Annotated in this window: 15 protein-coding genes; all 15 read left to right on the plus strand. The window is 39.5% G+C overall.

Annotated features, from left to right (window positions below):
- The first annotated feature begins 112 nt into the window (after window positions 1-112).
- Complete coding sequence (plsY, locus tag AFM12_RS07945; protein ID WP_055146341.1) at window positions 113-709, plus strand: glycerol-3-phosphate 1-O-acyltransferase PlsY; 597 nt, start codon at window positions 113-115, stop codon at window positions 707-709.
- Window position 710: 1 nt separating this feature from the next.
- Complete coding sequence (gene cysQ, locus AFM12_RS07950; protein WP_055146344.1) at window positions 711-1496, plus strand: 3'(2'),5'-bisphosphate nucleotidase CysQ; 786 nt, start codon at window positions 711-713, stop codon at window positions 1494-1496.
- A 245-nt stretch (window positions 1497-1741) separates the two neighbouring features.
- Window positions 1742-3121, plus strand: a complete 1380-nt coding sequence (locus AFM12_RS07955; RefSeq protein ID WP_055147827.1) for a dipeptidase — start codon at window positions 1742-1744, stop codon at window positions 3119-3121.
- Between the two features lie 3 nt (window positions 3122-3124).
- On the plus strand, window positions 3125-3943 hold the full coding sequence (gene murQ / locus AFM12_RS07960; protein WP_055146347.1) for an N-acetylmuramic acid 6-phosphate etherase: 819 nt from the start codon (window positions 3125-3127) through the stop codon (window positions 3941-3943).
- Between the two features lie 3 nt (window positions 3944-3946).
- The gene (locus AFM12_RS07965; protein WP_055146349.1) at window positions 3947-4933 is read left to right on the plus strand and encodes a VWA domain-containing protein; all 987 of its coding nucleotides are present in this window, start codon (window positions 3947-3949) and stop codon (window positions 4931-4933) included.
- Window positions 4934-5245 (plus strand): nucleotide sugar dehydrogenase, encoded by a 312-nt coding sequence (locus tag AFM12_RS07970; protein WP_055146352.1) that lies wholly within the window; start codon window positions 4934-4936, stop codon window positions 5243-5245.
- 918 nt (window positions 5246-6163) lie between these two features.
- Window positions 6164-6523, plus strand: coding sequence for a hypothetical protein (locus AFM12_RS07975; protein WP_055146355.1), 360 nt, complete (start codon window positions 6164-6166; stop codon window positions 6521-6523).
- A gap of 150 nt (window positions 6524-6673) precedes the next feature.
- Window positions 6674-7264 (plus strand): adenylyl-sulfate kinase, encoded by a 591-nt coding sequence (gene cysC, locus AFM12_RS07980; RefSeq protein ID WP_055146358.1) that lies wholly within the window; start codon window positions 6674-6676, stop codon window positions 7262-7264.
- A 293-nt stretch (window positions 7265-7557) separates the two neighbouring features.
- A complete protein-coding gene (locus AFM12_RS07985) occupies window positions 7558-9837 on the plus strand; it encodes an SLBB domain-containing protein (RefSeq protein ID WP_055146361.1) in 2280 nt (759 codons plus the stop codon).
- The gene (locus AFM12_RS07990; RefSeq protein WP_055146364.1) at window positions 9837-10886 is read left to right on the plus strand and encodes a Wzz/FepE/Etk N-terminal domain-containing protein; all 1050 of its coding nucleotides are present in this window, start codon (window positions 9837-9839) and stop codon (window positions 10884-10886) included. Before AFM12_RS07985 ends, AFM12_RS07990 begins: the two co-directional genes overlap by 1 nt.
- Window positions 10853-12160: a Vi polysaccharide biosynthesis UDP-N-acetylglucosamine C-6 dehydrogenase TviB gene (tviB, locus tag AFM12_RS07995; RefSeq protein WP_055146367.1), complete on the plus strand. Its 1308-nt coding sequence runs from the start codon at window positions 10853-10855 to the stop codon at window positions 12158-12160. Before AFM12_RS07990 ends, tviB begins: the two co-directional genes overlap by 34 nt.
- Before the next feature lie 4 nt (window positions 12161-12164).
- Window positions 12165-13136, plus strand: a complete 972-nt coding sequence (locus AFM12_RS08000) for an SDR family oxidoreductase (protein WP_055147830.1) — start codon at window positions 12165-12167, stop codon at window positions 13134-13136.
- A gap of 1292 nt (window positions 13137-14428) precedes the next feature.
- Window positions 14429-15526 carry a hypothetical protein gene (locus AFM12_RS08010; RefSeq protein ID WP_374754265.1) on the plus strand — a complete coding sequence of 366 codons (1098 nt, stop codon included), beginning with the start codon at window positions 14429-14431 and terminating at the stop codon, window positions 15524-15526.
- Between the two features lie 37 nt (window positions 15527-15563).
- Window positions 15564-17399 (plus strand): asparagine synthase (glutamine-hydrolyzing), encoded by a 1836-nt coding sequence (asnB, locus tag AFM12_RS08015; protein WP_229308491.1) that lies wholly within the window; start codon window positions 15564-15566, stop codon window positions 17397-17399.
- A complete protein-coding gene (locus tag AFM12_RS08020; protein WP_055146376.1) occupies window positions 17383-18519 on the plus strand; it encodes a glycosyltransferase family 4 protein in 1137 nt (378 codons plus the stop codon). Before asnB ends, AFM12_RS08020 begins: the two co-directional genes overlap by 17 nt.
- The last annotated feature ends 2 nt before the right edge of the window (window positions 18520-18521 follow it).

Here is an 18521-nt window from a genome sequence, read left to right on the forward strand (position 1 = left end):
GGTCATAATCTACTGAAAGTGTGATTAATATATAAATTTGCCTGTTTCGTGTCCTTAAAATGGTACAATTAATGTAGTTTTGCGGCTTCAATCAATATGCTCGGAAAACTGCATGACAGAGTTTCTTCCTTTTCTTATTCTTGCCTATCTCTTAGGTTCGGTTCCCACAGCGGTTTTGTATGGCAAGTTTGTGCATGGAGTAGATATCCGTGATCATGGGTCGGGGAATGCAGGGGCCACAAATTCACTCCGTGTTCTGGGTAAAAAGGCTGGCTTTGCGGTTTTAATTATTGATGTGCTGAAAGGCGTGTTGGCGGTTCAGATTCCCAGAATGTTTTTTTCAAACGAGCCTGAAACATTGATCATCTTTGGTTTTGCAGCTGTTATTGGTCATTTACTTCCCGTTTTCGCGGGTTTTCGTGGTGGTAAAGGGATAGCCACTTCTTTCGGAATTATTCTGGCACTTCAGCCTTTGGCCGCACTTATCTGTCTTTTGGTTTTTGTAGTCGTGGTTTATGTGACAAAATATGTGTCGTTGGGCTCTTTGACCGGCTCCTTCTCCTTTTTGATTTACAGTTTTTTTGCCCTTCCTGAGCTCCGCTTTTTTCAGTTGATGTGCTTTGTTCTTTTTTTACTTCTTGTTTACACTCATCGACAAAATATCAAACGCCTTTTGAGTGGAACAGAAAATAAGTACCCGCCTAAATAATATGACTCATTCAGTAGAAGATATTCTTCCTATACTTAAAGAAGCCTCTCAAAAAATCATGGAGGTTTACCACTCCTTTGATCCTGAAAAAGACATTACGATCAAAGGTGATGATTCTCCATTAACACGGGCGGACAAGAACAGTCATGAAGTGATTGTGGCTGCTTTGCAGAGACTCCGACCTGATATTGCGATCTTATCAGAAGAGAATACGGAAGAACTTGTGGACAGAACCTCTCTGGAGTTTTTATGGTGTATTGATCCTTTAGATGGCACCAAAGAATTCATCAAAAAGAAGCAGGATTTCTGTATCAATATTGCTTTGTTGAAAAATGGTAAGGCGATAGAAGGATATGTGGCTGTGCCTGCCAAAAATGAATTTTACTGGGCTGTTGAAGGGCATGGAGCCTTCAAAGAAGATGCAGAAGGAAAACGTTCAGAGATCAAAGTGAAATCCTTTAAGGCCAGTGATAAAAATCTTAAAATTGCCGCTTCGGCTTCACATAGAAACCAGGAGACGAATGATTTTATCGAAGTCTTTGAGGAGCCGGAGCTAAAGTCAATGGGTAGTGCTTTAAAGTTTCTCAAAATTGCTGAAGGGGAAGTTGACATCTACCCACGCATTGCCCCTACCATGGAATGGGATACCGCTGGCCCGCAAATCATTCTCGAAGAAGCCGGAGGTTCAGTTCTCCACTACGAAACAAAACAACCTTTAAGGTACAATAAGGAAAATCTCCTCAACCCCTATTTCATCGCCATCGGTGGCGGTGAGTTAAGCTGGTAAACCAAGTCGTGGCAGGACTAATCTCGGAAGAAGACGGTCGTGCCACGACTATTCATCAAACTCGTCTTATCTCGGGCCGATTCAAATCAGCCCTTATTTGATTGGGTCGAAGCCCTGCATCTCAAAAAATTCATAGCCGAAGGCTGGAAGTATCTGGTACCGGTGGGTCTCAACCCAACGAGAGTTCAAAAACTTCTTTTTTGCTCTTAAAAAGCCTTAGATTTGTTCTCAACAAACACTTTTTGATGAACAATTACATAGAAAAGAATAAACAACGCTTCCTCGACGAACTAATCGAATTCCTTAAAATTCCTTCTGTTAGTGCCGATCCCAAATTTGACGGGGATATGCAAAAAGCTGCGGAATGGATTTCCCAAAAACTGACCGATGCCGGTCTGGATAAAGCTGAGATTTGTGAAACAGCTGGTCACCCTGTAGTTTATGCAGAGAAAATCGTAGATGAGAGCCTTCCGACAATCCTGATTTACGGGCATTATGATGTCCAGCCCGCTGACCCTTACGAATTATGGAACAGCCCGCCCTTTGAGCCGGTAATTAAGAAAACCAAAATACATCCAGACGGAGCCATTTTTGCCCGTGGAGCTTGTGACGATAAAGGCCAGATTTATATGCACGTGAAAGCCATTGAAATGATGATGGCTGAGGGTGGATTGCCTTGCAATGTCAAAGTAATGTTTGAGGGAGAAGAAGAAGTAGGTTCTGAAAATCTGGAGACCTTCATCAAGGAAAATAAAGAGCGTTTGGCGGCAGATATCATTTTGATTTCTGATACATCTATTATTGCCAATGACATTCCGTCTGTTGAAACAGGATTAAGAGGCCTTTCTTACATGGAAGTGGAGGTTGTTGGTCCTAACCGTGATCTACACTCCGGCGTATATGGCGGTGCAGTGGCAAACCCTGCCAATGTCCTGGCCAAAATGATTGCTTCGCTTCATGATGAAAATGGGAAGGTGACCGTTGAAGGGTTTTATGATAAAGTCATTGAACTTTCAGCCGAAGAAAGAGATGCTCTGGAGGCTGCTCCTTTTGATGAAGAAGAATACAAAAATGATCTGGATGTGAATGCTGTAACCGGTGAGACCGGTTATACCACCCGTGAGCGGGCTGCCATTCGTCCAACACTGGATGTTAACGGCATCTGGAGTGGTTATGTCGGTGAAGGTTCAAAAACCGTTTTACCTTCGAAAGCCAATGCCAAAATCTCCATGCGACTGGTACCTGATCAGGATTGGAAAGAAATCTCAGAACTGTTTGAAAAGCATTTCAAAGCCATCGCTCCGGATACGGTTAAAGTCAAAGTTTCCAGACATCACGGTGGTCAGCCTTATGTTACACCGACGGACTCGATTGGCTACATGGCTGCTTTTAAGGCCATGGAAGAAGCTTTTGGTAAAACGCCGGTTCCTACCCGGGGTGGCGGTAGCATACCGATTGTTGCCCTTTTTGAGGAAGTGCTGGGTTTAAAATCAATTCTCTTTGGTTTTGGCCTTGATTCAGATGCGTTGCATTCACCCAATGAGCACTACGGCCTGTTCAATTTCTATAAGGGTATTGAAGCCATTCCTTTATTTTTCAAAAACTTTGCGGAGCTCTCAAAATAAATTATGGCAGACTTAAATATGACGACCGAGGCTTCCTCCAACCATCAGGATTTAGATAAAAAATCGGTCAAAGAGCTATTGATTGGTATTAATCAGGAAGATAAGACAGTTCCTTTGGCTGTTGAGAAGGTTATTCCGGCCATAGAGGCACTGGTCAATCAGATTGTTCTGAAAATGAAGGATGGCGGACGTCTGTTTTACATTGGAGCCGGTACTTCCGGTCGATTAGGCATAGTGGACGCTTCTGAGTGCCCCCCTACCTATGGGGTGCCGCATGGTTTGGTGGTAGGCATTATGGCCGGAGGTGATTCTGCTATCCGAAAAGCCGTTGAGTTTGCTGAGGATGATGAGCATCAGGCCTGGAAAGATTTGCTGGAATACAAAATCACCGCCAAAGATGTAGTCATTGGTATTGCTGCCAGCGGTAGAACGCCCTATGTCATCGGTGGCCTGGACAAAGCCAATGAAAACGGATTGATTACCGGATGCATCGTTTGCAACGAAGGTTCAAAAGTGGCGGAGAACGCCCAATATCCTGTTGAGGTGGTGGTGGGGCCGGAGTATGTGACCGGCAGTACCCGGATGAAATCAGGCACTGCCCAGAAATTGGTGCTCAACATGATCAGCACGGCTGTAATGATCAGATTGGGGAAGGTCAAAGGAAACCGAATGGTGGACATGCAGCTTTCCAATGAAAAGCTGGTAGACAGGGGCACCAAAATGGTGTTGCAGGAACTTCCTGACCTGAGTTACGAAAAAGCGAATGAACTTCTCCTGAAATATGGTAGTGTCAGAAGTGCCGTAGACAATTATCTTCGGTAAGGCATGTTACCGGAGTGGCTTTCATATCAATGGTTTTTGCCGGGAACGTTCAAAAGTTTCATCTGGGCAAATCCCTATTATTTGTATGCCATTCTGGCTGTTCCATTTATTTATTTGCTTCGGGGTCTAATCACAAATCGAAATCGTGAAAAGCTGGTTTTGAGTACTGAAACGGCAGGTGCTAATGCTATTTTCTATTGGCTGCGGTATCTCATTCCACTTTTTTTTGGGCTCGGCTTGATTTTCGGCATTATTGCTTTGGCCAGACCGCAGCGGGTACTTTCTGTTGAGGAAGAAATTGCTGAGGGCATCGATATCGTTCTGGCCATTGATATTTCAGAGTCTATGATGACCACTGATTTAGAGCCTAACAGACTTGAGGTGGCCAAAAGCGTCGCCAGAAGCTTTATTGCCAAAAGGGAAAATGATCGCATTGGGTTGGTTGCCTTTGGCGGGCAGGCTCTTACGCTGTGTCCGCTCACCACTGATCATGCGATTCTGGACGATTACCTTCAAAACCTTTCGGCGGGCTTGATTCAATCACAAGGGACCGCCATTGGCAACGCCATTGCTACCTGCATAAACCGCCTCCGTGATAGTAAAGGAAACAGCAAGGTCATTATTTTACTGAGTGATGGGGATAATACTGCGGGGACCATTGGACCTGAAACCGCCACCGAACTAGCCAAAGCTTTTCAAATTAGAATCTATTCGATAGCCCTAGGTCGGCAAAATGCTCAGGAACTGGACACCCGTACTTTAAATGAAATAGCGGAAGATAGCAAGGGCTCCTTTTTTAGAGCGATTTCGGAAGGAAGTTTGGCCGGCGTATTTGGTGAAATTGACCTTCTGGAGAAGCAAAAGTTTGAAAATATTGCCCTTCGGGATGTCACCGATTATTATTATATCTATCTCAATTGGGCCGTTGTTTTCTTTCTGATTTCTTTTCTGCTCAAAAATACTGCTCTTGGCAACTTACTGGAAGATTGAGTGAATCATCAATTCCAAAATATTGAAATATGTGTCGTAGGCCTTGGTTATGTCGGCTTACCACTGGCTCTTGCATTCGGCCAAAAGTTTCGGACGATTGGAATAGATATCAATGCCGAGAGAATTGAGGAGTTAAAATCAAAAAAAGACAAAACAGGTCAATCAGAAATCGAGGACTTCAATCGTGCTGTCAATGTTACTTTTAAAACCGAAATTCCAAATTCAACTTCTCAAAAAAGGGTATATCTGGTCACGGTACCGACTACTGTGGACGAATTTAAAAAACCACTTCGTCAAGTGATTTATGATTGACAGGACTTCTTCGTTAGCCGGATTAAATTGCTGAGATCTTATTGATGATTTCAAAAAATACTGCAACCAGCAGGCGTCTTTTAACCACTTAATTAAATGTCGATAAAAACTTATCCACACTTTATCGATGATTTTGGGTCATAAAATTCAATTTTTTGATTTAAAACAAAAAAAATGACCTAAGTTACTTTATGTCAATGAGTTACATAAAAATTTATTGCAAAACATCTCCGAATTCCGTTTGAATTGATGCAAAATGTTACATTTTGCACACTAATTTGGCCACTTTTAAAGCCCCTGTAGGCCTAAATGTTCTCAAGATGACACAAATGGTGGATTGTGTTGTAAACGTTCTTTAAATTCGTTTTATGGAATTGTTTTATATTTGTAACGCAAGTCGGGTGCCACCCGGCGGGCCGTCGGAGAAGGAGCTTCTAAAGGTTGCTTTTATCCGGCCGGATAGGTTTCGCTTTTGTGAAAGCAGATTCGGAACAATGAAAAGCTGCTTTGCATTCTTCATTGGTTTCCACGCAACTTTGATGACCTGCTCTTTAAAGTTCGTTTGCTCTTCATGAAAGTTCGTTGACAGCTCAACAACCTTCGCGAACAACAAATCATCTTGCGTTTGTTGCTCACGAAACTTCCTGAAGACCTTTTCAACCTTGGTTGAGAGCTCACGAAGGAGTTGTGCTAACCGTTTGGCCGATGAAAGAATTGAAAGAGGTAACCTGAATGATACAGTTTGGATTCCTTGATGGATCTGAAAGAAAAAAGCCCGAAACAGAGTCGACTGTTCAGGGCCTTAAAGCAAATGCTTTTTTGAATTGGGACTTCAAAAGTACAGCTTTAATTCTTAAAGAAAAAAAATAGTGATTCTGCGGTATTGCTGATGTACGTACTCTTTAAATTATAGGAGACATGGCATATCGAAAAAGACTTTCGCGTGCAGCGGAAGAGGCAGGTCAGCGTATGGCCGCCATCAAATCAATTGATCCTTCATTGGATCTGGGCAATGGAATAACCGTTGCCGGCTATCAATCACTCATTGCAGATACCGAGCAGAAGCTGGAGGAGTATAATACCCTCCTCTCGACGGCCGACGGTCTGAAAAATCAGCTGAAGTACAAGGAACGCGAGCTTCGCGATTTCTCTGAACGGATGCTGGTGGGCGTAGCCGCCATGTATGGCAAAAACTCAGAGGAGTATGTCAGAGCAGGGGGTACCCGCAAGTATGAGCGAAAACGGACAATGCAGAAGCCGGAGCCAATGCCGGCCTAAGTCTGAAGTCGGGTGCCTGAAAGGTGCCCGATTTTTTTATCCCTTTGAATAAGAATAAGGGTAGATTCTCTATCATTGCGGTGAAATCAGACCGCAGGCTGAAACAGGCCTTTTGATTTTGAAATACTGTCGAAAGAAAAGAAAATTGTTATGCAAAAACCGGAAAATATCGTTTGGGAAAAAGATTACCTCTCCCGCCCTGATTTTGAAGACCTTTTGGGCCAAAAAGGCTGTGTTCTCTGGTTTACCGGCTTGAGCGGCTCAGGGAAATCTACACTGGCGAAAGCTACACAAAAGGCCTTGCATCAGTTGGGCCGTTATGCTATTGTACTGGATGGCGATAATATCCGGCATGGGTTAAACAAAAACCTCACCTTTTCAGAAGAAGACCGAAATGAAAATATCAGAAGGGTAAGTGAGGTCTGTAAGCTTTTGGTCAATCATGGAGCTATCGTCATCACGGCTTTTATCTCCCCTTTCCGACAGGACCGTATCAATGCCAAGGCGGTGATTGGACAAGAAAGTTTTAAAGAGGTATTCGTTTCTACTCCTTTAGCGGTTTGTATAGAAAGAGACGTCAAAGGCCTCTATGCCAAAGCTCAACGCGGAGAGATCAAAAATTTTACCGGAATTTCTCAACCGTACGAGGAGCCATTGATGCCCGCCTTGAGTATCAATACTTCTGAAGAACATTTGGAGGCTTCGGTGGGTCGGATTGTTGGTTTGGTTTCTGGTTCTTAGTGATTGGGGAACTCGGAAGTTTTTGATGGCGGAACATGGAAAACGGAGAAAGGAACATGGTGTCTGTTCTATTCTGAAGTAAGTTTACTCAAAACAAAAAAAGGAAACAAAAAATTAGCCCATATTATGCAGACTTAAATAGCGAACAAATCACCATTCGACCTTTAACCATAAACCTTCACCCTTTAACTTTTAACCTCTCCCCCGCCGAATAATAACAATTGCAAAAGAATCTCTTGAATGCCTGCATATTTTATGTAAAATTGCAAGCGAAAACGAACCCCAAATCCCCAATGATGCAAAGCAGGTTTCTTTTTGTCCTGTTCATAATGCTTTCTCTTACGGCTTTGGCCCAGTCTCCTGTAGACATTGAAAATGTGACAGATGCTCAGGTGGAGCAGTTTCTGAAAGAAGCAGAAGAACGAGGGCTGACAGAGCAGGAAATTGAAGCTGCCGCACGGCTGAACGGCTATTCTGCTCAGGAAATTGCCATGATTCGTGAACGTATCGAGCGTTTAAAGTCAGGAGAAAATACCCTCAATAAGGAAACCGTCAGTGATGGCAAAAGAGAGCAACTGGGAGAGGTGGCCAAGCGTACCGACCTTCAGGTCGATGACAAAACCGAGGTGGGGAAGAAAACCGAAATCTATGGTCGCTCTATTTTCAGAAATCAAAACCTGACCTTTGAGCCTAATCTCCGCCTGCCTACTCCTCCAAATTACACCTTAGGGCCGGATGATGAATTGATGATTGACATCACGGGTTATGCCTTCCAACATTATGATGTTAAGGTATCGCCGGAGGGAACTATTCAGCTTGAAAGCCTTTCTCCTTTTCAGGTCAGCGGTTTAACAATAGAACAGGCGAAAGTCAAAATTAAGGATCGCCTGAAGCTCCTGTTTGGCGGTTTGAGAAATAACTCCTTAGGTCTGGATGTTACGCTAGGCGATGTTCGCAGTATACAGGTCAATATTTTGGGTGAAATTGAAAAGCCGGGCACTTATACCTTATCGGCCTTTTCCACACCTTTAAATGCCCTCTATTTGAGTGGTGGACCTACGGTCAACGGCTCTTTCAGGACCATTAAAGTCTTACGCCAAAATCAATTGGTGCAGGAAGTGGATTTGTATCAATTATTGAACTCAGGTCAATACACGAATCTCTTGTTAAAAGACGGAGATGTTATTTTTGTCCCGGTGGCCGAGCGTAAAGTAGAATTAGAAGGCGAAGTTAAACGAGCCATGATTTATGAGCTTAAAGCTGAAGAATCTTTAGCAGACGCTATTCAGTATGCCGGTAACTTTTCGGAGCAAGCCTATACCAATAGCGTTAAAATCACCCGATACACAGGTAAGGAAAAAAAACTGGTGACGTTGGGAGAAGAGCAGTTTGATGATTTCTTATTGAAAAACGGAGATCATATATTTATTGGGGCTGTCTTAGATCGGGTAGAGAATCAGGTGGAAGTGCTGGGTGCCGTATTCAGACCGGGCACCTATGCCTTAGAGGAGGAACTAAAGACCGTTGGTGATTTGATAAAGATAGCAGAAGGCCTCAAAGAAGATGCCTTTAAGACCAGAGTTATCCTGCGGCGAGAAAACGACCATCTGGATACCGAGATTATCACGCTGAACTTAATGAATTCCACTGATTGGGAAATACCTTTAAAGAGAGAAGACATTTTGATCATCAAATCCTACAGTGAACTACGGGAAGTTCGGTCGGTAGAAATCAAAGGAGCCATTGTGGAGCCTGGCGAATACGAGTTTCAGGAAAACATGAGTGTCAATGACCTCATCTTTATGGCCGGAGGTTTGGCCGATGGAGCCGAGAAGGGAAATATCGAAATTGCCCGAAGAGTAAAAGAAGGAGACCTGTCTTCAAAAAACGTGGAGATTATTCCTTTCGATACCAGTGATGATTTGATCTCCATGGAATTGACCCTTCGCCCATTTGACCAGGTTTATGTTCGTGAAATTGCGAATTATGAGGAACAGCAAATTGTGAAAATTGTTGGACAGGTTAAATATCCGGGAGAATATGTCATTCAAAACCGTGGAGAAACCATTGCGGATTTAGTTTCCAGGGCTGGTGGACTTTTGAAAGGGGCCTATGTAGAGGGAGCCAAGTTTTATAAAGAGGAAAAACTAGTAGCTTTAGACTTAAAAAATGTTTTAAGTTCGGCTAATAAGATCGGTAATCTGGTCTTGCAGGAAGGAGATAGTCTTTTCATTCCTAAAAAGATGGATTACGTTTTCGTGAAAGGCCAGGTGTTAAATCCAACCATTGTGGCTTATGATCCCGCTTTTGAATTTAAAGATTACATTGCTCAGGCGGGTGGTTATACAGATTCGGCATACGTACGAAAAGCCTACGTACGCTATGCTAACGGATTGACGGATCGGACACGTAGTTTCCTGGGGATTAAAGATCGTCCAGAAACAGCCAGAGGGATGGAAATTGTGGTTCCTACAAGAACGAAATACCGTTGGACAGCGGCCGAGCGGATAGCTGTGAGTTCAGCAATGGTTTCTATTGCCACCATTATGGTCACCATTGTTCGCATATTATAATGGAGATAATGGATAGAGAAAGAGAAGAAGATGTCATTACCATAAACTTTAAGGCACTGCTAAAAGTTCTTTGGAAGGAAAAGTGGTTGATCTTATCCATTACAACCCTTTTTGTGATTGGGGGTGCCTTGTATGCTTTTACGGCTCGTGAAGAGTTTGTTTCTGAAGGGAAGATTTTACCAGAAGTTAGCGGAGGTGCAGGCTCTTCATTAGGAGGTCTGGCGAACTTGGTAGGCATTGGTGGCTTTGAATTAGGATTAAAAAATAATACGGATGCAATCCGGCCGGATTTATATCCAGACCTGATTAATAGCACGCCCTTTTTTCTCGAACTGATGAAGCAAAATGTGCTTTCTAAAAGTGGAGACACCTTACAATTTGAGGACTTTTATCATTTAACCATTGAAGAAGGAAAGGAATTAGAGGATGAAAAGTTAAAAACGTTTACTGGAAAGCCTAAAGGTGTGATAGTGATGAATCGATTGACGGAGGATAGGCTACAAGATTTAAGAGAGCGAATAAAAGGTTCAATAGACAAGAAAAGTGGTGTAATAGGTTTTAGGGTTAAAATGCCAGATCCTGTTGTGGCAGCGGAAGTGGCTAAATATGCCATGACCTACTTAACACAATATGTTTCAGAATATAGAACTGAAAAAAATAAGCAGGAGGTAGACTTCTTGGGCGGAAAGGTTGCGGCTGCTAGAGGTGAATTTTACAATGACCAAACTCGTAAAGCCTCTTATGCTGATCAGTTTTCAGCTCCTTCAATTCGCCTGAAAGCAGCTGATGTTCAAAGAGAAAGATTAGAGTCTGAATACAAGTTGTCTTCCAATGTTTACAACGAATTGTTAAAGAAATATGAGGAGGCGAAAATCAAGTTGCAGCAAGCTACACCTGTTTTTCAGGTATTGGAGCCGCCTGTTGTTCCAAACAAAAAATCAGAACCCAATAAAGCAGTTATTCTAATTTCAACAACGTTTATCGGAGTATTAATTTCTACTGTTATTGCAATTTTATGGAAGAAAAATTACCAGGCAATTTTAAATTAAATCAGAGTCAGATTGTGGTGGTTGGGTTAGGGTATGTTGGTCTCCCGTTAGCAGTAGAGTTTGGGAAGAAATACCCAACGATGGGTTTTGATATTAATAAAGATCGTATCAAAGAGCTTAAAAATGGCTTTGATCGAACTAAAGAGACATCCGCCAAAGACATCCAATCTGCAAAGCATTTAACTTTTACGAATGAGTTAAACACCTTTCCTTACGGGATTAGGGACGGGGTGAGGGTTTACATCATCACCGTACCTACACCCATCGACCAATTCAAAAAACCGGATTTAGTGCCTCTTATTTCGGCGAGCGAAACAGTGGGCAAAGTGTTGAAGACAGGAGACATCGTGATCTACGAAAGCACGGTTTATCCAGGCTGTACGGAAGAAGATTGTGTTCCTGTGTTGGAAAAAGTAAGTGGCCTAACCTTTAATCAGCATTTCTTTTGCGGCTACTCGCCAGAGCGTATCAACCCGGGAGATAAGGTTCATACTGTGACAAAAATCAGAAAAGTTACCTCTGGCTCTACTCCTGAAGTGGCTGATTTTGTTGATAATTTATATTCCTCCATTATTACAGCAGGAACTTACAAGGCGGCTTCAATAAAAGTCGCAGAGGCAGCGAAAGTGATAGAAAACTGCCAAAGGGACATTAATATTGCTTTCGTAAACGAACTTTCTTTGATCTTTAATCAAATGAATGTTGACACGAGTTCTGTATTAGAAGCAGCTGGTACAAAGTGGAACTTTCTTCCATTTAAACCCGGACTAGTAGGCGGACATTGTATTGGGGTAGATCCCTATTATCTTACTTACAAAGCAGAGTCCTTAGGATATCATCCCCAAGTAATTCTCTCTGGTAGAAGAATAAATGACAATATGGGTAAGCACGTAGCATCTGAAACAGTGAAGCTTCTTATAAAAAGTGGTGTAGCTGTAAATCAGGCTAGAGTGTTGGTTTTAGGTATTACTTTCAAGGAGAATTGTCCTGATATAAGGAACTCAAGGGTTATAGATATTATTGAAGAGCTTGCCGACTTTGACTGTCGGGTAGATATATATGATCCATGGGCTGATAAGTCAGAAGTCAAGCACGAATATCAGCTTGACTTAATAGATTCACCTGATACCTCCCAATACCAAGGAATAGTGTTAGCGGTTGGCCATGCCGATTTCTTTTCAACCGATTTTATCAAACAATTTGAGTCTTATAAAGGAATAATTTTTGATGTGAAGGGTGTATTACCTGTATCACTTATAGATAAGAGATTATAACATGATGTACGAGAATAAGTATCATGGGAACATTGACTTGAGTAAGCTGAACATTCTTGTTACAGGCGGAGGAGGGTTTATAGGTTCTAATTTGGTGGAGTATCTGGTGAAGTATAATGTCAGGAAAGTTAGGATACTTGATAATTTCTCCAATGGGTATCGGTCAAACATAGAGGAGTTTGTTTCTCTACCAAATGTAGAGTTGCAAGAAGGCGATATTCGGGACCTGCAGACCTGTCAAAACGCTTGCATAGGAATGGATTATGTACTACACCAAGCAGCATTGGGTTCTGTGCCCCGTTCTATCGCAGATCCAATTACAACCAATGAAGTAAACATTAATGGTTTTTTAAATATGTTGGTCGCTGTACGTGACCATAAAGTAAAACGCTTTATTTATGCGGCTTCTTCTTCTACGTATGGAGATAGTAAAGAATTGCCCAAAGTAGAAGAAAGAATTGGCAAACCTCTTTCACCATACGCTGTGACAAAATATATAAACGAACTCTATGCAGATGTATTTGCCAAAACCTACCACCTAGAAACCATAGGTTTGCGGTACTTTAATGTATTTGGCCCAAGGCAAAGCCCTAATGGTGCTTATGCAGCCGTTATTCCTCTATTTATTAAAGCTGTAAAGGAAGGAAAACCTGCTTATATCAATGGGGATGGAGAACAAACAAGAGACTTTACTTTTGTAGAGAATGTTGTACAAGCAAATATTAAAGCAATGCTTGTTGAAAATGAGGGTGCCGTGAATCAAGTATATAATGTTGCTTGCGGTGAGAGAGTATCCTTGAACCAGTTGTGGGAAAATATTAATAGCATAAGTGGAACAAAAATCGACCCGGTCTACCGACAAGCTAGAGATGGAGATATTAAAGATAGCCTTGCTGCGATTGATAAGGCAAACACATACCTGAAGTATAGCCCAACGGTTAAAGTGAAAGAGGGTTTACGAAAACTTATTATCTAAATAATCAAGGATGGTGTGTTGAAGCTCAAAAAAATTAATGAGTTGTATTTTATATCAAATGAGGTAATTATTAAATTATTCCCTCTAGCTGTTGTAGTTTTTCCTTACTTCTTTATATCAAAAGAATATGCTGGAGAAATTTCCTATACTCTGGCATTGTTTATACCTGCGAGTGTATATCTAATTGGAAATTTGAAGCAAGAGGCACTTATGGTTGCCTCACAAAAAAGAAACTTTAACCATTTTTTATCGGAAAAAATATTATTAACGATAATAATTGGTTCGATCTTAACCCTTATCTTATTTGTTGTAACGGATATTAAAATTGGTGTTATAACGTGGAGGATTACGGACATCTTGGTTGAACTGCTACTTATCCCTTTTTTCATCGCGAAAGATTACAAAAAGCTTATTTTATTTAGCCTTCTCAGGCTCTCGTTGTACCTAATATTATTTTTTTTAACGAAGTTTTTATTACTTGAAAACGACATATTCAGCTTTTTACTTATTTCAAATGTATTTATTATTTATTTTTTATTAGAATCCCAAAAAACAAAATTAAGACTTGTCAATATTAGGTCAAACATTGTAAATGTAGTTGGTGTAGTCGCGATTATAGATTCATTTGTCACACAATTTCCCAAATTTTTTCTAAAAATTGCGGATGGCATCGAACTCATTGCGGAATTTACCATTTACTTCTATTTCATTTTTCCTTTAGGACTCTTGATGGAGGCAATATCAATTCTTTTATTAAAGACAAAAAATAGAATTGTTTCTATTGATTTGGAAAAGTCATATTATATCATCCTAGGAATTGGATCCATTTTGTATCTATTAGTGATAATTTTCTTGTACAACTTGCGGGTATTTGAAATTAAATACGATTTAGCGATCATTTGTATACTTTTCGGTATAACAAATTACTCCATCTTGCATATTGCAAACACAAGGATAGTTAACTTTTCAGGGGTTTCTAAGTTTAAATTTTTATCACCTTATATTGTATATGGATTACTCACCCTTTTATTGTGCTGGCTTAATACGGCGAATTCTCTTTTGTTTTATTTTATGATTCTACTTTTTAGTAGCATTGTGAAAGGTCTACTTCTCAGGCTATGTTAATAAATGTCACCGTTTTATCTCTCTGCTTTCTTTATCATTTATTCTTCAATAAGAATATTGAATCGTTGATCTTATTATATATATGTACATTAATTAATGGGGCATTTTATTTCTCGAACCTGAAAAATATATTTGACTTAAAAGTTTGGTTCGTACCTCTATTTACAATGGTAAATTCCATTGCCATTTTTTCTGAGGAATTTTTGATGGGCGGCGTAGCAATTCTACCTGAGTACTCTCCAAAGCCAATTATTACCGCTCTATATATTTTTAACATAGCAGTTACATCTCTTCCGTATATCCATCATCTAGCTAGTAGTAAAAATGTTATAAGGAGTACAACAAAGGCGAGTCGTGTTTTCATTTGTTCGCAAAAAAGGGTACTTATAATGATGCTAGGAACATATTCGTTTTTTATTGCTGATTTCTTGAGGCTGGGCGGATTTGCACACGCCAGTAATTACGGCGTCAATCAATACGATTATTCAATTTTTAACATCTTGATTAATTTATTTACGCTGTGCTGGATTATTGGCTTTGTATTGACCGCACAAAGGCTAAAGGGCTCCAAGCTATTTTGGTGGTTTTTTGTGAATTTGGTATTTATATTATTAACTAAAGTGATTGTAGGCTACCGCTACTTTATAATTTTATTACTCATCGCAATAGCCTTCAGAGTTTTACAACTGGCAAGAATAAACAAACTCTTGTATATTTTTACTGGTTTTTTTATTTTCTTCATTCACGGCATAATAGGACTTAGTAGGAGTGGTTATGAACTAACTTTGAGTAATATACTCTTCCAGCTAGGATTAGAATTTAGTATAGTATCTCAGATTAACTATTTTGTTTTCAATGATTTTAATGAGTTCAAATTTGGATATTCTTTTTTTTCGTCATTTCTGAACTTAGTACCTGGACTTAGGGTGTTAACTGACAACTTTCTATTTTATCCGGCTTTACATTTTAATAAAAATATGGTTTCTGCAGGGGATGATAATGGTTTTGGCTTTTCATTTTTATCGGAGCTTTATATGAATTTTGGAGTATTAGGAGCCCTAATACTATCAATTTTAGTAACGTACGTGAATTCATTTGTTCATAGCAAAAAGGGTTCCATAAAAAATATTCTTGCTCCGCTCTTAATCTATTTAATGATTAGAATAATAAGATCAGATTCCATTGAATTTGTTAAAATGAGTGTTTACGCTTATTTAATAATATTACTATTGAAAAAAAGGGACATTCGATATGTGTGGAATTAATGGCTTTAACTTTAATTGTGAGTCTGGTATAAAAAAGATGATAACGTCCTTAAACCACCGGGGACCGGATGGGAATGACTTTTACATGGATAGTAAAGTCAGTTTAGGACATAATCGGTTGTCCATTATTGATTTGAGTAACGCCAGTTCGCAACCACTAACGTACACTACTCACCAAAGTCAATTTAAAATTGTGTTCAACGGGGAAATTTATAACTACGTTGAATTAAAGAAACAATTATTATCACTAGGGTATACGTTTAACACTGAGTCTGACACGGAAGTTATTCTTGCTGCTTTTGCTGAATGGGGTGAAAAATGCGTTAATAGGTTTAATGGGATGTGGGCTTTTTGTATTTATGATATTAACAAACAAACGCTTTTTTTTTCCAGAGATAGACTAGGTGTAAAACCTTTATACTACTTCAATTTAAAGGAAAAACTCATTTTTGCATCCGAACTTAAAAGTATTTTAACACATGAAGATTTGCAGATCAATAAGCTTGAAAATATTGATAATGAGTCAGTTAAGTTGTATTTTGCATTGGGCTATATTCCAGCTCCCAAAACGATATACAAAAACGTTTTTAAGGTAGAAGCGGGCACGAACTTACTCTTTGATTTAGATACTGCTGAGTTTGTGAAAAAGTATAAGTTTTTTGAAATACAACAGTCTCGAAAAGAGTACAATGAGAAAGTTTTACTTGAACAGGGGGAGGCACTCATCAAAGATGCTGTACGGTTAAGAATGAGAAGCGATGTGCCAGTTGGGGCTTTTTTAAGCGGGGGGTTAGACAGTTCAACGGTGGTGGCAGAAATGCGACATTTCACTGAACTTTCAAACCTTCATACTTTTTCAATGGGTTTTGATGAAAATAAGTATGATGAGACGCCCTTCATCAACATTGTTAAAGACAGCTTTAAGACGAAGCACCACCACTTAACTTTCACAAATCCTGATTTCATGACTGCACTTGAAATATATCCACAAATTTTCGATGAGCCATTTAGCGATTACTCTTCCTATCCAACATACAATATATGTAGGTTGGCACAAAGGCATGTAACAGTTGTACTGAGTGGGGACGGAGGAGATGAAATTTTTGGAGGTTACCCTATCTACAGTGTTGGCTATACCTTAGACCGTCTAATGAAATTACCCACTTTTTTGCGAGAAAGTTTACTAAAAACTATTCATTCTGTAAAATGGTTAAATCCAAAATTGGATAAAATAGCTGAATTGTTAAAACTGTCACTTAATGAAAAAGATGAATTCTACTCAGAATTGTTTAGTAATAATCGTTATAAACCAAAAATATTTAAAACTTTTTCCAAAGGAAAGTTAGGTGAAGCCCTTGAAATGGCTGAAAATAACCTAGCTGAAGCGTTAAGAATTTACGATCTAAGAAGCAATACACTTTCTGACAACTATTTGGTAAAGGTGGATCGAACTTCTATGGCAAATTCAATTGAAGTTAGAAGCCCTTTTTTGGATTACCGCTTCATTGATTTTTCGCAAAAAATACCCGTCAAACATAAAGTTAGCTTTGGGAAAGATAAAATTTTAATGCGAAAAATGGTTGAACCAATATTGCCGTCAGAAATTATAACTAGAAAAAAAATGGGTTTTACTCCGCCAATTAAAAAGTTTTTAGCGAGTGCACTACCGGAGAACAAACTTAGTACATATATTGACTACCTGAGGTTATTCGATTATAAACTATTTGAATTCTACAATAATTTAGTAACCAAAAGTTTTAACAGCAACGATTCACAGTCAGACTACTATTTCATAAAGTTAATTACATTTGCTCGTTGGTTCGAATACTGGATCTCTACAGATAATCTAAAAAAAGATGACACTAGGCATTGATGCATCGACTCCCGGCTCAGGAGGTGCAAAAAGGCATTTAAAGGAAATACTTTCCAACTTTCATCCAGATCAAAACCACTTTAAACTCATAAAAGTGTGGGGTGTGGACAGCTTACTTCGTGAACTACCAGAAAGGGATTTTATAGTGAAAATAAGCCCAGTTTGGTTAAATGGTGGATATCTCAGAAGGCTTATTTGGCAGATATTCCTAAGAGACAATGCAATAAAAAGCAATTGTGATCTGCTCTTTTGTCCTTTCGGTACATATACAGGTAAATTTACTCCATTCGTTAGTATGTCTCGAAATATGTTAATTTTTGACAAGGCTGAAAGAAAGAGATTTGGAATTTCATTCTTTAGGTTAAAGTTGGTCTTATTATTCTATGTGCAGATGTTAGCATTTAGAAAATCACGAGGTCTCATTTTTCTTTCACACCATGCTCAAAAAGAGATAGGTAAGGTTTTAGACCTATCTAAATTGAATACTACAATTATCAATCATGGCATATCAGATACTTTTAGGTCTAAACCAAAAACGCAAAGATCTATTTCTGAATATGATTTTGGAAACCCTTATAAATTATTATACGTGTCTAGTATTTGGGTATACAAGCATGCAGATACTCTTGTTCAGGCTGTAGATAACTTGCGTAAAAAAGGATACCCTATATCTCTGCTAATTTTGGGGACAATCGGACAACAAAGTGAGGGGAGTAAGTTGCTTAAGGCTATTGCTAGAGCAAATCAAAAGGGGAAAGGAATTGAATGGATACAAGATGTAGGTTTAGATCAAATTAATATTTTCTACAAAATGAGCGATGCTTTTGTATTCTCTTCAACTTGTGAGAATATGCCAAATATTCTAATTGAGGCGATGAGCTCAGGTTTGCCTATCGCTTGTTCAAACTTTCCTCCGATGCCTGAATTCTTGAAAGAAGCGGGGTTTTATTTTAACCCTACTAGAGTTGAGGATACAGAAATGGCATTAAAGGAAATGGTAGAGAACGATAAACTAAGATCTGAGTATGCGAATCTTTCATACAATATGTCTTTAGAGTATAGCTGGAAATTGACTTCAAAAAAAACCTTTGATTTTTTACTAGATAACCTTAAAAGTTAAAT

This window comes from Jiulongibacter sediminis, assembly GCF_001306455.1.
Taxonomy (GTDB): Bacteria; Bacteroidota; Bacteroidia; order Cytophagales; family Spirosomataceae; genus Jiulongibacter; species Jiulongibacter sediminis.

Coding starts and splice junctions, on each gene's coding strand:
- plsY (WP_055146341.1), top strand. CDS start 113: ATGACAGAGTTTCTTCCTTTTCTTATTCTTGCCTATCTCTTAGGTTCG.
- cysQ (WP_055146344.1), top strand. CDS start 711: ATGACTCATTCAGTAGAAGATATTCTTCCTATACTTAAAGAAGCCTCT.
- AFM12_RS07955 (WP_055147827.1), top strand. CDS start 1,742: ATGAACAATTACATAGAAAAGAATAAACAACGCTTCCTCGACGAACTA.
- murQ (WP_055146347.1), top strand. CDS start 3,125: ATGGCAGACTTAAATATGACGACCGAGGCTTCCTCCAACCATCAGGAT.
- AFM12_RS07965 (WP_055146349.1), top strand. CDS start 3,947: ATGTTACCGGAGTGGCTTTCATATCAATGGTTTTTGCCGGGAACGTTC.
- AFM12_RS07975 (WP_055146355.1), top strand. CDS start 6,164: ATGGCATATCGAAAAAGACTTTCGCGTGCAGCGGAAGAGGCAGGTCAG.
- cysC (WP_055146358.1), top strand. CDS start 6,674: ATGCAAAAACCGGAAAATATCGTTTGGGAAAAAGATTACCTCTCCCGC.
- AFM12_RS07985 (WP_055146361.1), top strand. CDS start 7,558: ATGATGCAAAGCAGGTTTCTTTTTGTCCTGTTCATAATGCTTTCTCTT.
- AFM12_RS07990 (WP_055146364.1), top strand. CDS start 9,837: ATGGAGATAATGGATAGAGAAAGAGAAGAAGATGTCATTACCATAAAC.
- tviB (WP_055146367.1), top strand. CDS start 10,853: ATGGAAGAAAAATTACCAGGCAATTTTAAATTAAATCAGAGTCAGATT.
- AFM12_RS08000 (WP_055147830.1), top strand. CDS start 12,165: ATGTACGAGAATAAGTATCATGGGAACATTGACTTGAGTAAGCTGAAC.
- AFM12_RS08010 (WP_374754265.1), top strand. CDS start 14,429: ATGGTAAATTCCATTGCCATTTTTTCTGAGGAATTTTTGATGGGCGGC.
- asnB (WP_229308491.1), top strand. CDS start 15,564: ATGATAACGTCCTTAAACCACCGGGGACCGGATGGGAATGACTTTTAC.
- AFM12_RS08020 (WP_055146376.1), top strand. CDS start 17,383: ATGACACTAGGCATTGATGCATCGACTCCCGGCTCAGGAGGTGCAAAA.